Annotated in this window: 15 protein-coding genes; 13 read left to right on the top strand and 2 right to left on the bottom strand. The window is 63.1% G+C overall.

Features of this window, described 5'->3' with window-relative positions; genetic code table 11:
• Positions 1–38: 38 nt before the first annotated feature.
• The 10 genes from CQ12_RS23310 to CQ12_RS23265 all read left to right on the top strand — a co-directional run bounded on the left by CQ12_RS23310 (position 39) and on the right by CQ12_RS23265 (position 9,181).
• Positions 39–1,016, top strand: coding sequence for a Bug family tripartite tricarboxylate transporter substrate binding protein (locus CQ12_RS23310; RefSeq protein WP_057837634.1), 978 nt, complete (start codon positions 39–41; stop codon positions 1,014–1,016).
• Between the two features lie 82 nt (positions 1,017–1,098).
• On the top strand, positions 1,099–1,353 hold the full coding sequence (locus CQ12_RS23305; protein ID WP_057837633.1) for a DUF3551 domain-containing protein: 255 nt from the start codon (positions 1,099–1,101) through the stop codon (positions 1,351–1,353).
• 170 nt (positions 1,354–1,523) lie between these two features.
• Positions 1,524–1,970, top strand: a complete 447-nt coding sequence (locus CQ12_RS23300; protein ID WP_245310096.1) for an ArsR/SmtB family transcription factor — start codon at positions 1,524–1,526, stop codon at positions 1,968–1,970.
• Positions 1,970–2,311, top strand: coding sequence for an SRPBCC family protein (locus CQ12_RS23295; RefSeq protein WP_057837631.1), 342 nt, complete (start codon positions 1,970–1,972; stop codon positions 2,309–2,311). The genes CQ12_RS23300 and CQ12_RS23295 overlap by 1 nt, the downstream gene beginning before the upstream one ends.
• A 12-nt stretch (positions 2,312–2,323) precedes the next feature.
• A complete protein-coding gene (locus CQ12_RS23290) occupies positions 2,324–3,055 on the top strand; it encodes a DUF899 domain-containing protein (RefSeq protein ID WP_057837630.1) in 732 nt (243 codons plus the stop codon).
• 135 nt (positions 3,056–3,190) lie between these two features.
• Entirely contained in the window at positions 3,191–3,553 is a 363-nt protein-coding gene (locus CQ12_RS23285; RefSeq protein WP_057837629.1) for a DUF1428 domain-containing protein, read from the top strand.
• Positions 3,554–3,923: 370 nt separating this feature from the next.
• Positions 3,924–4,976, top strand: a complete 1,053-nt coding sequence (gene dctP, locus CQ12_RS23280; RefSeq protein ID WP_083519437.1) for a TRAP transporter substrate-binding protein DctP — start codon at positions 3,924–3,926, stop codon at positions 4,974–4,976.
• 116 nt (positions 4,977–5,092) lie between these two features.
• Positions 5,093–7,219 carry a methyl-accepting chemotaxis protein gene (locus CQ12_RS23275; protein ID WP_057837627.1) on the top strand — a complete coding sequence of 709 codons (2,127 nt, stop codon included), beginning with the start codon at positions 5,093–5,095 and terminating at the stop codon, positions 7,217–7,219.
• Positions 7,220–7,281: 62 nt separating this feature from the next.
• Entirely contained in the window at positions 7,282–7,902 is a 621-nt protein-coding gene (locus tag CQ12_RS23270) for an aspartate/glutamate racemase family protein (RefSeq protein WP_057837626.1), read from the top strand.
• A gap of 10 nt (positions 7,903–7,912) precedes the next feature.
• Positions 7,913–9,181 (top strand): serine hydrolase domain-containing protein, encoded by a 1,269-nt coding sequence (locus CQ12_RS23265; RefSeq protein WP_063799794.1) that lies wholly within the window; start codon positions 7,913–7,915, stop codon positions 9,179–9,181.
• A 15-nt stretch (positions 9,182–9,196) separates the two neighbouring features.
• Here CQ12_RS23265 and CQ12_RS23260 read toward each other — a convergent pair whose 3' ends face one another.
• Positions 9,197–9,514 carry a hypothetical protein gene (locus tag CQ12_RS23260; RefSeq protein ID WP_057837625.1) on the bottom strand — a complete coding sequence of 106 codons (318 nt, stop codon included), beginning with the start codon at positions 9,512–9,514 and terminating at the stop codon, positions 9,197–9,199.
• A gap of 215 nt (positions 9,515–9,729) precedes the next feature.
• Here CQ12_RS23260 and CQ12_RS23255 point away from each other — a divergent pair, with 215 nt between their 5' ends.
• A complete protein-coding gene (locus CQ12_RS23255) occupies positions 9,730–11,427 on the top strand; it encodes a methyl-accepting chemotaxis protein (protein ID WP_057837678.1) in 1,698 nt (565 codons plus the stop codon).
• A gap of 67 nt (positions 11,428–11,494) precedes the next feature.
• Here the strand turns inward: CQ12_RS23255 and CQ12_RS23250 are convergent, their stop codons facing one another.
• Positions 11,495–12,598 (bottom strand): transporter, encoded by a 1,104-nt coding sequence (locus tag CQ12_RS23250; RefSeq protein WP_057837624.1) that lies wholly within the window; start codon positions 12,596–12,598, stop codon positions 11,495–11,497.
• Between the two features lie 385 nt (positions 12,599–12,983).
• On the opposite strand from CQ12_RS23250, the gene CQ12_RS23245 reads away from it, so the two are divergent.
• Complete coding sequence (locus CQ12_RS23245; RefSeq protein ID WP_057837623.1) at positions 12,984–13,502, top strand: copper chaperone PCu(A)C; 519 nt, start codon at positions 12,984–12,986, stop codon at positions 13,500–13,502.
• Between the two features lie 546 nt (positions 13,503–14,048).
• A complete protein-coding gene (locus CQ12_RS23240) occupies positions 14,049–14,273 on the top strand; it encodes a hypothetical protein (protein ID WP_057837622.1) in 225 nt (74 codons plus the stop codon).
• The last annotated feature ends 246 nt before the right edge of the window (positions 14,274–14,519 follow it).

Genomic DNA, 14,519 nt, shown 5'->3' with positions numbered 1-14,519 from the left:
ACCGGGCCCTGAACCCCGGCCTCCAAGGAGAATGCTTTATGATTTCACGTCGCACCGCGATTTGCCTGGCCGTGATCGGCCTTTCCACGGCCGCTTCGATCGGCAGCGTTTCGGCGGCGGATTATCCGACCCGGCCCGTGAAATGGGTCGTTGGATATCCCCCGGGTGGCGCGACCGACATCATCGCGCGGCTGATCGGCCAGCGGCTTTCCGAACGGCTCGGCCAGCAATTCGTGATCGAGAACAAGCCGGGCGCGGGCAACAACATCGCGACCGAATCCGTCATCAATGCGGAACCGGACGGCTACACGGTGCTGCTGGTGAACCCCGCGAACTACATCAATGCCACGCTCTACGCGAACCTGAAATTCAATGTCGTTCGCGACATCGCGCCGGTCGCGGCATTCAATCGCGTGCCGAACGTGATGACGGTCAACAAGGACGTGCCGGCGAAAACGGTCGCCGAGTTCATCGCCTATGTGAAGGCCAATCCGGGCAAGGTGAACCTGGCTTCGTCGGGCAACGGCACGTCGGTGCATCTGTCGGGCGAAATGTTCATGGCGATGTCGGGCGCCAAGATGCAGCACGTGCCTTATCGCGGCGCTGCGCCTGCCATCACTGATCTGCTCGGTGGCCAGGTCCAGGTGATCTTCGACAACATGCCCTCCATCCTTCAGCACGTGCGCGCCGGCTCGGTGCGGGCGCTGGCCGTGACCAGCGCGGCGAAGTCGTCGCTGCTGCCTGATGTGCCGGTTCTCGCCGATACGATCCCGGGCTATGAGGCGAGCGCGCTGTTCGGCATGGGCGCGCCGAAGAACACGCCGAAGGACGTCATCGCCAAGCTGAACAAGGAGATCAACGAGATCCTCGCCGAACCCGCGATCAAGGCCAAGCTGGTCGATCTCGGTGGCGAACCGCTGATCGGCCCGCCGGAAGCGTTCGGGAAAATGATCGCGGCCGAGACCGAGAAGTGGAAGAAAGTGATCGAGGAAGCCAAGGTAGAAAAGGTGCAGTGATCTAGGTCACGGAACAATGGCAAGGCCGCGGTGTTTTATGGAAAAGACGACGCGGCTTTGCGTCACGTGGAGGAGATCGAAAATGCGCAATGCACTGTTAGCAATCCTGGCGCTGTCGGCTGCGACAGTCGCCACCGTGGCGGGCAGCTCGCCCGCCGCGGCGTATGATTACCCCTATTGCCTCCAGGGCCGGGGCATCGGCATTCCCGGTGACTGCTCGTACGCTACCTATGGCCAGTGCATGGCATCGGCCTCGGGCCGCGCGCTCTACTGCAACATCAATCCGCGCGTAGCCTTCGGACAGCAGCGGCGGATGCGGGTTTATCGGGATTATTGATCGCCATTCACTTCCGCAACATGGCCGGACCATCCAGCTCAAGAAGCCCGGGTGATCCGGCCATTTGCGCATCTCGTTACCGCCTCCCGACTTCGTGATGCACACGCCGGCTTGACGGCGTTTCGTTTGCGTCTATACTAAACCATATGGTTAAGTATCAGGAAGACGTTTTGGACCGCACCTTTGCCGCGCTGTCCGATCCGACCCGCCGCGCGCTCCTGGCGCGGCTCGGCGACCGCGAAGGCCTGTCCGTCAGCGAACTGGCGCAGCCGTTTTCGATGTCGCTGCCCGCGATCATGAAGCATCTCGATGTGCTGTCGGATGCCGGCCTGATCACGCGCGAGAAGACCGGCCGCACGGTTGCGTGCCGGTTGACTGCCCAGCCGATGGAGCAGGCGATGGAGTGGCTCAATCGCTACCAGCGCTTCTGGTCCGATGCTCTCGATCGCCTTGCCGCTTTTGTGGAGGAAGACCCATGGCCACCCAGTCCAGCCTTGCCAAGCAAGGCGCCATCCGCGATGCCGAACTCGCCGCGCGGCCCAGCCTCACACTCACGCGCCGGCTCAGCGCGGCGCCCGAAAAAGTCTACGCCGCGTGGGTCGACCCGCAAAAGCTAGTGCAATGGTTCGGGCCGGCCTCGGTAGAGGAGGGCTCGGTGAAGGCCGACATCGACCTGCGCGTCGGCGGTCGCTACCGCATCAGCTTCAACGCCAACGGCGATTACAACGAGGTCGGCGGCGTCTATCGCGAGGTCGTGCCGAACCAACGGCTGGTGTTCAGCTGGGCGTGGCATTCGACGCCGGAGCGTGAATCGCTGGTGACAATTTCGATCAAGCCGGAAGGCAGCGGCACGCTGCTCGTCTTCAATCACGCGCAGTTCGTCGATGAGAAAGCGCGCGACAGTCACGAGCGCGGGTGGACGGAACTTCTTGCCAGGCTCGAAACGCATCTTGCTTAAGGAGAGCCACCCATGCAGCCGCATAGCGTTGTCTCTCGCGAGGAGTGGATCGCCGCCCGCAAGGCCCATCTCGCGCATGAGAGGGAATACACCAAAGCGCACGAGCGCCTGAACGAGGAGCGCCGTGCGCTGCCCTGGGTCAGGGTTGAGAAGAACTATCTGTTCGACGGCCCCGACGGCAAGGTGTCGCTCGGCGATCTCTTCAAGGGACGAAGTCAGCTCGTGGTGCAGCACCTGATGTTCGCGCCCGACTGGAACGAGGCCTGCAAGAGCTGCTCGTTCTGGGCCGACGGGTTCGAGCGCATGATCCCGCATCTGGCCGCCCGCGACACCACGATGGTTGCGATCTCGCGTGCGCCGCTGCCAAAGCTCGCCGCATTCAAGCAGCGAATGGGCTGGACCTTCGACTGGCTGTCATCCGGCGGCAACGACTTCAATTACGACTACGGTGTTTCGTTCACGCCGGAGCAGATCGCGGCGGGCGGCAACTACAATTATGGAACTACGGCGTTTGGCAGCGACGAAGCGCCCGGGATCAGCGTGTTCTATCGCGATGAGGCAGGGATCTTCCACACCTATTCCTGCTTCGCGCGCGGCCTCGACATGATGAACGCCGCCTATCACTATCTCGACCTGACGCCGCTCGGGCGTCACGAGGAAGGCCTGCCATATCCGATGGACTGGGTGCGGCTACGTGACCAATACCAGCCCGCGCCAGTTCAGGCATCTTGTTGCCGTAGCTAGTCGTCAACAACCCCTCAGTCGTCATTCCGGGATGGTGCGCAAGCACCAGACCCGGAATCTCGAGATTCCGGGTTCGATGCTGCGCATCGCCCCGGAATGACGTCGTATCGACCAGAAATACCGGAGAGTAATGCAATGCCCTATGTCGATGGCTTCATCGTCGCCGTGCCGAAGAAAAATCTCGAGGCTTACACCCGCCTGTCGAAGAAGTGCGGCAAGATCTGGCGCGAATACGGCGCGCTGGATTACCGCGAATGGGTCGCCGATGATGTCAAGGTCGGCAAGCTCACGTCGTTTCCGCGCAGCGTCAAGCTCAAGCCGGGCGAAACCGTCGTGTTCGCCTGGATCACCTACAAGTCGCGCGCGCAGCGCGACAAGATCAACGCCAAGGTGATGAAGGACCCGCGGCTCGGCGAGATGATGGATCCTAAATCAAAGCCGCCGTTCGACGGCAAGCGGATGATCTATGGCGGCTTCGAAAGCCTGGTGAAGGTTTAGTGCGTCGAGACGGCCGGCGATCTTCCGCGCGGTAGATTTGCTGGCCTCGTTTCGCAGTTCCGTTTCGTAGTCTCGCACTAGCCGGGATGCGACAAGCGCCTGGGCCCGGCGATCATCGTCGGCCATCGAGTGAAACCCGGCGGTGCTGACGACGTGCTCGCTGTCGGCTGGTTTCGCGTGTCCTAAAGAATGATGATCGTCATTCCTTTTAGCGGGACAGCATCCGTATTTGCACGGAAGCTGCGCAAAGACAGGGTTTACCCGCGATTAATGGGCCAAAGCTATCGTTGCCGCCGTCAAGGACCCGCCCATGCGACCGACAGGTGCTGCGAGCTGAAACTCGACAACTGCCGGTGATGAAGGAAACAGAATGTTCTCCCGCACCAGGATGCCATCCGCGGCCACAGCCCTGCTTGGCCTCGCTCTTTTCTCCACGCCCGCATCATCAGCGGAAGTGGTGCTGCGCTTCGGCTCGATCAACACCGAAAACACGGCAGCCTATGATCAGGTCCTGCTGCCGTTTGCAAAGGCCGTCGAGGAGGAATCCGGCGGGCGCATTGAAGTGGCGCTGAAGCCGCTTGGTGGTTACGGCAAGCCGGCCGAACTGTTCACGATGGTCGAGAAGGGCACGATCGAGATGGCGGCGACCGTGCAGGGATATCATCCCGGCCGCTTTCCGCAGTCGTCGGTGATGGAGCTGCCCTTCATGTTCGATAATTCGATCTCGGGCACCTCCGCGATGATGTCGCTGTACAAGGAAGGCCTGCTCGACAAGGATTATGCGTCGGTGAAGGTGCTGGGCCTCTACGTGCTGCCGCCTTATCCGATCTTCACGACCGGCAAGAAGATCCAGTCGGTGAAGGATTTTCGCGGCCTGCGCATGCGCACGCCGAGCACCACCGTCGGCGTCGCGCTGGCCAAGCTCGGCGCGGTCCCGCTCGGCATTCCCCTCAACATGATCGGCGACACCATTGCGAGCGGCTATGTCGATGCCATCGCCTATGGCTGGGACTCCACGACCACGACCAAGGGCGCGGCCGGGAAGTTTCTGGCCGACCAGTTGAAGGTCGTAATCGACGCGCGGCTGGCCGCGCCGGCGCTGATGATCGTCATGAACCGCGCCACGTGGGAATCGATGCCGGCCGATCTGAAGAAGATCATCGAAAAACACTCCTCCGACATCGCGATGGGCAGCGCGCGCATTCGCGAGGCGCAGGAAGCCGTCACCAAGAAGAAGCTGCAGAGCGATCCGCGGTTCACGGCGCTGGCCTTCAGCGACGAGCAGCGCGCGGAGCTGCAGCGGGTCACCGCGCCGGCTGTGGTCGAGTGGAAGGCCAACATGGCGAAGCTCGGCATTGACGGCGAGCGGCTCTACACGCGCGCCCGGGAATTGATTCAGCAATACAAGGTCGCCACGAAATAGAGCGTGATCCGGATCGGCGAGGCCGCGTTGGCGTAAAGGTTATCACCGGTTTTCCGGGAAAAGATCCTGCTCAGAATAATGAGCGTTCGCGCACTCAGGAATTGAGGAAACAGACCGTGACATCAGCTCGCAAACTCGGAATCCGGGCCAAGCTTTTCTTCGCTTTCGCCGCGGTCTCGGGAACTACCGTGATCGCCGGCGCCGCCGCCTGGCTGATGTTCTCGCAGGTTCGCGATCTCTTCCATGGTGTCGCCGGGCGCAACATTCCGGAGATTGTCGAAACGCTGGGATTGCAGACGGACACGCAGGCGCTGGCCGGTTCCGCACCGACATTGCTGGCGGCCAAATCGCAGGCGCAGCGGCAGCAGGAGATGGCCGCGCTGAAGGCGCGCCAGGATGGCATCGCCAAGCGGCTCGACGAGATCGCGCGCACCCAATCCGATCGTGACGCGATCGATCGGCTGAAGAAGCTGATTGCGGCAATGAACACCAAGCTCGCCGCGCTCGACGGCGCGGTCGACGATCGCCTCAAGCTCAGCGCCCGTGGCGAAGAGATCGTGAAGGCAGCCCAGAACACGCAGACCAAGCTCAACGATGTGCTGCTGCCGGCCGGCGAAAAAGCCCAGGCCGACATCACCATGGTGTCGATGACGCTTGGCGGCGACGCCAACCAGACCATGATGACGCTGCTGAAGCTGGTCTCGACGCAGGTGCCGGTGTCACAGGGCTTTGCCGACCTGGTCGGCTTCGTCAATCTGGCGTCGAGCCTGCTCGATCGCGCCGCGGTCGCGCCGAATGCCGATAGCGTCACGGCGCTGGAGAAGAATTTCAAGGCGATGTCGGCCAAGGTCGAGGAGAAGCTCGATATCGTCAACACCCTGCAGCCGACCGAAGGTCTGGCCAAGGCGGGCGAAGCCTGGCTGAAGCTCGGCTCGGGCGAGACGATCTTCGAGGCGCGCCGCAAGGAACTCGCCGCCAGCCAGCTCGGCCAGAAGCTCCTGGACGAGACGCGTGGCTTGACCGGTGACCTTGCAAAGGAAGTCGCCGCGCAGGTCAAGGCCGTTACCAACAAGACCAAGGAAGCCACCGACCGTTCCGACGAGGCCATCGGTTTCGGTACCTCCGTGATGCTGATGATCGCAGCGATCAGCGTCGCCGGCGCGGCCCTGTTCGTCTGGTTCTATATCGGCCGCAATCTGGTGGCGCGTCTGGTTGGCCTGGAGAAGACCATGACGCGGCTCGCGGGCGGCGACCTCGCCGCCGAAGTCGACACCAGGCGTGGTGGCGACGAGATCGGCCAGATGGCGGAAGCGCTGTCGGTGTTCCGCGAAGGCATCGTCCAGGCCAATGCCGCTGCGGCCGAAAAGGCCGCCGAACAGGATGCCAAGCAGCGTCAGGCGGCGTTGATCGACCAGTTGACGCGCGAGTTCAATGACGGCGCGACCAGCGCGCTGGCCGCGGTGTCGAGCGCCGCCTCGCGCATGAAGGGGTCGGCGGAGAAGATGTCGCAGGTCGCGGCGCAGGCCAAGGAACAGACCGGCGCCGTCGCATCGGCTTCCGAGCAGGCTGCCGCCAACGTCCAGACGGTGGCGTCAGCGACCGAAGAGCTTTCGAGCTCGATCAGCGAGATTTCCCGGCAGGTAGGCGAATCCACGCGGATCGCGGCCCAGGCGGTGGAGCAGGTGGCGAAGAGCGAAGTTACGGTCACCGAGCTTGCCAATGCGGCGAACCGCATCGGCGAAGTGGTCGGCCTGATCAACACGATTGCGGCGCAGACCAACCTGCTGGCGCTGAACGCGACCATCGAGGCCGCGCGCGCGGGCGAGGCCGGCAAGGGCTTTGCCGTCGTCGCCTCCGAGGTCAAGAGCCTTGCCACGCAAACGGCGCGCGCTACGGAAGGCATCACCGCGCAGGTCTCCGCCATTCAGGGCTCGACCCAGGAAGCGGTCGATACCATCAAGGGCATCGGCCAGATCATCGACAAGATGTCGGAGATCGCCACGACCGTCGCTGCCGCGGTCGAGGAGCAGGGGGCGGCGACAGCGGAGATCGCCCGCAACATCCAGCAGGCCGCCTCCGGCACGCAGAATGTCTCAAACAACATCGTCGGCGTCTCGAATGCGGCCAACCAGACCGGCGAGACGGCATCCGACGTTCTGGAATCCTCCGACGGCCTCGCGGCAGAATCGGAAGCGCTCAGCAACGAGGTCGGCCGCTTCCTCGCCCGCATCAAGGCCGCGTAAGCAGCAAGCGCGTTGCGGCAGGCCGGGTTGACACCGGCCGCGCCGCAGCCAGACTGTCGCGCATGCGCATTACCCTGATCCACGCCCTGAAACATTCGATCGTCCCGATCGAAACCTCCTTCGCCAGGCTTTGGCCGGAGGCGCGCCTGATGAATCTGCTGGACGACAGCCTGTCGGCCGATCTGGCGCGTGACGGCGGGCTCACCGACGCCATGACCGAGCGTTTTCTTAGGCTTGGACGCTACGCGGCCGGCACCGGGTCGGATGCGATCCTGTTCACCTGTTCGGCGTTCGGCCCTTGCATCGAGGCGGTCGCGCGTGCCCATGCCCCGGTGCCGGTGCTCAAGCCGAACGAGGCGATGATCGAGCAGGCGGTCGCACGGGGTAGGAAGATCGGCTTGCTGTCGACATTTCCGCCGACACTGGTCTCGATGCCGCCGGAATTTCCGTCCTCGATCGAACTAGTGCCGAAACTGGCCGACGGCGCAATGGCCGCGCTCGATCGCGGTGACCGCGCCACCCATGACCGCCTCGTCGTGGAAGCATCAAGGGACTTGCGCGACTGCGACCTGATCGCGCTCGCCCAATACAGTCTGGCCCCGGCGGCGGAACAGGTCGCCGAGGTAACCGGACGGCCCGTGCTGACGACACCCGACAGCGCGGTGCTGGTTCCAGGGCGTTGAGGGGAGCGCGATGACGGTGCGGTTCAGTCGGCGCGATACGTTGTTGCGAACGGCAGCCGTCGCGGCGGCAGGCCTGATCCCCGGCGGAGCCGTTCCCGGCCTTGCAGCTCCGCTCCGCATGTTGCCCCGTACCGGGGAAATCGACGCCATTTTGCAGGCTCGGGTCGATGCGGCAGACGTGCCAGGCGTTGTCGCCATGGCCGCGACGGAACGCTCGGTGATCTACCAGGGCGCATTCGGCGCAAGAAGCATGGGCACGGCTGTCAGGATGTCGGCCGATACGGTCTTCAGTATCGCGTCGATGACCAAATTGCTGACATCGGTCGCAGCGATGCAGCTCGTCGAACAGGACAAGCTCAAACTGGACGAACCGGCGGCGAGAATTGATCCGACGCTTGGGTCACCCCAGGTTCTCGATGGTTTCGATACGCAGGGGGCGCCGCAACTGCGCGCCGCTCGAAAGCCTATCACGCTGCGCAATCTGCTGACGCACACATCCGGCTTTAGCTATCAGCTTTGGGACGCGAATGTTGTTCGCTACAACAGGGCAGCCCGCAACGATCCGGCGCTACCCCGCACGTCACTGATTTCAGATCCGGGCGCCAAATGGGCCTATGGCGGCAGTCTCGACCGGGTCGGCCGGCTCGTTGAAATCGTCAGTGGGCAAAGTCTGGACCGCTATTTCCGCGATCACATTCTAGGTCCGCTCAGGATGAACGACACTGCTTTCTCGCTCACCGAGAAGCAGCGCACACGCCAGGCAAGTCTGCATTTGCGCAAGATGAATGGTACGCTTGTGCCGCAGCCTTTGGTGAGACGAACCGACCCGAAAACGGTTTCTGGTGGCGGCGGCATCTATTCCACCGCGCCGGATTATCTGACTTTGCTCCAGGCGCTGTTGAATGGCGGGGCACTTGCCGGGAAGAGCATCTTGCGGCCGCAGACGGTTGCACTCATGTCCACCAATCAGATCGGCGACCTCGACGCCGGAATTCTCAAGACGACAAATCCGGCATTGTCCGACAACGTCGATTTTTTCCCGGGAGTCCGGCTGCGGTGGGGGCTTGGCGATATGATCAACATCGATCCCGTGCCTGATGGCCGCAGCGGGGGCAGCCTGACATGGGCCGGGCTTTACAATACCTACTATTGGATCGACCCGGCGTCGCGTATCGCGGGGGTGATCATGATGCAGATACTGCCGTTCGCCGACCAGCGCGCGCTCAATGCCTATCGTCTATTCGAGCGCGGTATTTACCGCGCCCATAGGGCCGCCTGAGCCCGAGCGGTCGATTCAGGCCTCTTGCTTCTTTGCAGCCTTTTTCGCTGGCTTCTTCGCAGCCGCCGCCGCTTCCTCGGCCGCATTCCGGATGGCCCGCGCATAGCTGTCGGCGGTGATTGCCGCCGAGTTTTGCAGCCGCTTGGCCGCGGCCGTGCCGAGCTCCATCGTGCTCCTGGCGATCAGCCGGAATTGGTCCCGCGTCTCCTTGTCCTTGGCCTTGGCCGCGCGGGCCATGATCTGGTCGCGCCGCTTCTTGACGGCGGCCATCAGGTTCTTGTTCTGCGCCTTTGCGAATTGCCGGATAAGAACGTCGAGATCGGCTTCAGCCATTATGGGTCACTCTTAACCGCACCATGTCATTCCGCGCGGGTGCGGGGGGTCATTGGCGCATTACGTTTGAAGGATGCGCGCCATTGTGTCGCCGCGCCGCCGTCATTTCAAGCGCCGATTCTCGCAATCGGACGCGGAAGGCCGTCCGCGCAACCCGATAACAATCGATTAACGTTGTATTGGTACGAGTGCTCAACCAGCAGGAAGGAAGCGGCATGCGTAACCTTAGCGTCTATCAGCGTTTTGCGATGATCATTGCGGCGCTGACGATCGTGCTGGTTGGCGTCTCCGCCCTGCAGATCCTGGTGTTGCGCGATGCGGTGCTGGACGAGCGGCGCACCACCGTCCGCAATCTGGTCGAAGGCGCGACCAAGATCCTGGCCCACTATGACGGCGAGTCCAAAGCCGGCCGGATCAGTCCGGACCAGGCGCGCCAGGCGGCGTTTGCCGCGATCAGCGCCATGCGCTGGGGCGAATATTCCGATTATATCGGCGTCTACGGCACGGGAAGCTCCGATGCCGGCGTCACCTACGTGCATGCCAATCCCAAATACATCAACGTCAACCGCTGGGAGTTCAAGGACAAGAGCGGCAAGCTCCTGATCCAGGACATCGTGCGGACGGCGCGTGCCGGCGGCGGCTTTGTCGAATACCTGGCGCCCCGGTCGGCCGGCGGCGCCGAACTCCGCAAGGTCTCCTATGTCGGTTCTTTTGGCGCAGGCGACAAGCTGCTCGCGCTGCAGGCGGGCGCCTATGTCGACGATATCGACGCCGTGGTCTTCAGCCGGATGATGTGGGCCGGAATCGCAGGTCTCGCTGGCCTCGCCATCGCGGCGTTCGTCGCGTTCTGGCTTGGCCGCGGGCTGGTCGTTCCGCTCAACAAGACCTGCGCGGCCATGGATGAACTGGCCAAGGGCAACCTCACGGCCGAGGTTCCGTTCGTCGATCGGACCAACGAAATCGGCCGGATTGCGCGCAGCCTTCAGGTCTTCAAGGATCATCTGGTCGAGACGACGCGGCTCCGCACCGAGCAGGAAGCGATGAAGTCGCGTTCGGCCGAGGAACGGCAGGCGGTTCTGTCCCGCATCGCCGACGATTTCGAGCGCAGCATCGGCGGCGTGATCCGGGGCACCAGCACCGCTGCGGACGAACTGCAGAATTCCGCTTCATCGATGTCAACGATCGCGGTGGGGACGACGGGTCAGAGCGCGAAGGTCGCGGCCGCCGCGGAGCAGACGGCGTCGAACGTCCAGACCGTCGCGGCGTCGGCGGAAGAGCTGTCGTCGTCGATCCAAGAGATCGCGCGGCAGGTCACCCAGTCTTCGTCCATTGCTCAGAATGCGGTCGGGCAGGCGAACCGGACCGAAGCCATGGTTGGCCGCCTGGTCGAGGCCTCGCAAAAGATCGGCGAGGTGATGGCGCTGATCCAGACCATCGCAGGGCAGACGAACTTGCTGGCGTTGAACGCGACCATCGAGGCCGCCCGCGCGGGCGAAGCCGGCAGGGGTTTTGCCGTGGTGGCCAACGAGGTCAAGGCGCTGTCGTCACAGACCGCCAAGGCTACCGACGAAATCACCAGCCAGATTCAGGAAATTCGCGATGCCACCGGCTCGACGGTCAACGCGATCCGCGAAATCGGCACCACGATCGGCCAGATGAATGAAATCACCGGCTCGATTGCCGCCGCCGTCGAAGAGCAGGGCGCTGCGACCAACGAGATTGCCCGCAGCGTGCAGCAGGCGGCGCAGGGCGCCCAGGAGGTGATGCAAAACATCACCGGCGTGCGCGAAGCCTCGAGCAAGGTCGACGCCGCCGCCACCCTGGTCCTGAATGCGGCCGCGCAACTGACCTCGCAGTCCGAACAGCTCGAGACCGAAACCGGAAAATTCCTCGGCAACATCCGCGCGGCCTAAGGGCGCGAATGGACTTTCTCGTCATGCCCGGCCATGACGGGCAACGGCAGCCAGCAAACCACAGGCCTCAATTCAGCCGCGCGCCGATCCCCGTAAGCACGCGGAAATCCGGCTTGGACTGAACGCCGTTGTGCTGGTTGATGACCGGCACACCGACGGAGACGAAACCCGAGAAGCGATCGACGCCGACGCGTACGCCTGGAGAAAGATAGACGGTGGTGCCGCCCGAATTGGGATCGGGAACGCCGGCGATGCGCTGCTTGTCGTGCCACTCGCCATTGAGCTCCAGCACGAGATCGAGCGTGTAGGGCGTCTTCTTCATGTCGCTGTGATCGTGATTGGCGTGATAGAGGCAGTGCTCCTGCAGCTGGTTGCGCGGCTGCATGCAGTACTCGTGCAGCTCGATCTCTTTCGCCGAGCCGGTGGCGCCGACCAGGCGATACGACACCGCGCCGCCGAACAGAAAGCGGTCGCCGAGATTGGTATTCTGCGTGCCGTTGGTGATCAGGTAATAAAGGCCGCTCACGTCGAACGACCAGCGGCCCGCGCGCTTGGTAAAGGCGGCGCCGATCAGTCCGTCCCATGAGCCCGAGCCCGGCTGAAACTCGGCCTGGAAGAGCTGGCCGAAGGCGTCGCGCTGGCTGGTGCTGCCGGTCGGCGCCTTGAAGCCGAACAGCACGGCGGCCGATGTCCCGGTCTGCGCGTTGCTGTGGAAACGATACTGCCCGAGCATGGTGACGTCGCCGAAGCCTGCCGAGTTGCCACGCCGGTTGACGCCGTCGGGACTCATCAGGCTGCTCATGTCATTCGCATTCATGATGCCCATATGGCCGCCGCTCAGCATGTCTTCGCCGACCTCGCGGATATCCGAGCGGCGCACGCCGGAGGCGCGAACGGCGACCGTCAGATCGTTGGTGACGCCGTAGGCGACCGAAAGCGAGGCGCTGTCGAGCGAGCGGAGCGAATGCGCGTGCGTGCCCCTGTTTGCCGCGGCGATCAGATCGGCATCGCTGAGCTGACCGAGCCGAATAAACTCGTAGCGGATGGATGCGGCGAACATTCCTTCGGCAAGCGTGTCGGCCGAGATGGTGTTGATGGGGCCGCCGCTACCGGTGTTGCCGCCGCCGCCGGGGTGATGCGCTTCCGCGGGCGCAACGAGAAACAACATCATGGATGAAAAGATGCCGGCCGCGGGCCGCCTAAGATACGCAGACACATACGCCCCCTTACACTTACTGTGCTGCGATTAGCCATCGCAATCGGGCGCCAGATTGACTGGATCGTGCGAGAAGCGCGGCTTGCTCGCGACGGAAGCGAAGCGGAAAAACGAAGACGTTATCGCGGGCGCGGCATCCGTGTGGCTGTCGCGTGTTAGGCAAATGGCGAAAGCGGCGTTACCCGCTCGCCGGTTGTGCGTCCTGAATTTTCGCGTCGCGTGTAGCGGTAGCCGCAATCACGTCCGGCGGCAGCCGCAATCACGGCGAGCACCAGCCGTAATCGCGTCTGAATGTTTCTCTACACGTCGCTCCGTCCAGCGCGTATCGGAGTAGGACATTATGACAACCGTCGTCAGAGACATCTTTGTGTTTGTCACCGCGGCCATTTTCATCGCCGCAACTTTGCTCATCGCAGGCGTCGCCGGCGCGCACGAATTCAAGGTCGGCGCAATCGACATCGGCCATCCCTGGTCGCGCCCGACGCCGAAGGATGCCAACATCGCGGGCGGCTATCTCACCATCACCAACAAGGGAAAGACGGCGGACCGCCTGATCGGCGGCACCTCGCCGGTGGCGAGCTCGATCGAGGTGCACGAGATGGTCGATGTCGACGGCATGGCGAAGACGCGCCCGGTCGCCAACGGCATCGAGATCAAGCCCGGCAAGACCGTGGAGTTGAAGCCCGGCGCCTACCGCATCCTGCTGATGGGACTGAAGGAGCCGTTCCAGGTCGGCCAGAAGGTGAAGGGCACGCTGGTGTTCGAGAAAGCCGGGCCCGTCGAGATCATCTACAACATCGAGGAAAATGCCGGAGCTGCCGTCAGTGGCGTCAATGGTGTCTCGCACAAGCACCATTAACGTGTCCGCGCCGCCTCGCGCCGAACCAGTGAGCAACTGAGACGGGGCTTGAAACAACGCGCCGCCGCTGAAAGCGACGGCCGATCTTCGAACCGTCATTCTTCATGGGGGATACTGATCCGTGTCCAGCTCAAGCCAAATGTCGCTCGCTAATTCGGGCACGGCGCGACCGTCGTTGCAAGCAAGGTCAGTTGCCTTGCGGTCCGTTGCCACGGTCTTGTCCGCATCGCTTCTCGGCATTGGACTGGCTTACTGTGCTTGCACTTTGTTGATCCCCGCCGTCGCGCACGAGGCAAACAGTGCTTCGCTTGTTTCGGCCGATGGTCGTTCGCAGGATGTCATCTGCTCCAGCGGCAGTCCTTCGATCTCGGCGCAGGCGGCTCGCGCGGAGGAGTAAAATTCCGGGAGGTCGCTCGGTGTCCGCTCGCTGCTCGTCCGCCGTCAACAGTTCCGAAACCACGCGCGCGCTCTCCCGTCCGCGCTAACCAATCGAAAATCGTTCTGCCGCAAGTTCGTCTCAGGGAAAAGGAATGGGGAGATCCTGATATGAACGGCCTGGCCATCATGGAAAACGTTCGCCGATACCGCACGATCGCATCGCTGTGCCGTCAAACCGCGGCGTACCGGCCACTGCACAGCTGTTCCCTGCTGGCGCAGGCCAGCGAGTGGGAACATCGCGCCGTCGCCGAACTGGAAGCTTACTATGAGGCTTTCTGTCACGTGGCAACCGGCCACGCGACGGCCCACTCCGCCAGCTACGCCGTCAACTGACGGCGGGCGCTCCGGAAACGGATGCGTCCTGGGTTAACGAAATTTCGGCCGGCGTGGGTGAGTTCTGTCTACCTTCGCCGCTCCGGATGGTAACGATCGATCAACCAATCGACCGCGATACCATCGAAATTCGACCGCCGCGCACTTGAGGCCCACCCCCAGGCTGCAGCATCGGCTCGCGGACGCGATCCGCCCGACTCTCAAATCTCTGGCGAAATAAATGCAGGTGCTGTCGGCAGGGACACG

The organism is Bradyrhizobium jicamae (assembly GCF_001440395.1).
Classification (GTDB): Bacteria; Pseudomonadota; Alphaproteobacteria; order Rhizobiales; family Xanthobacteraceae; genus Bradyrhizobium; species Bradyrhizobium jicamae.
Note: the sequence above shows the minus strand (reverse complement) of the source record. Positions and strands in the feature narration are given on the sequence as shown.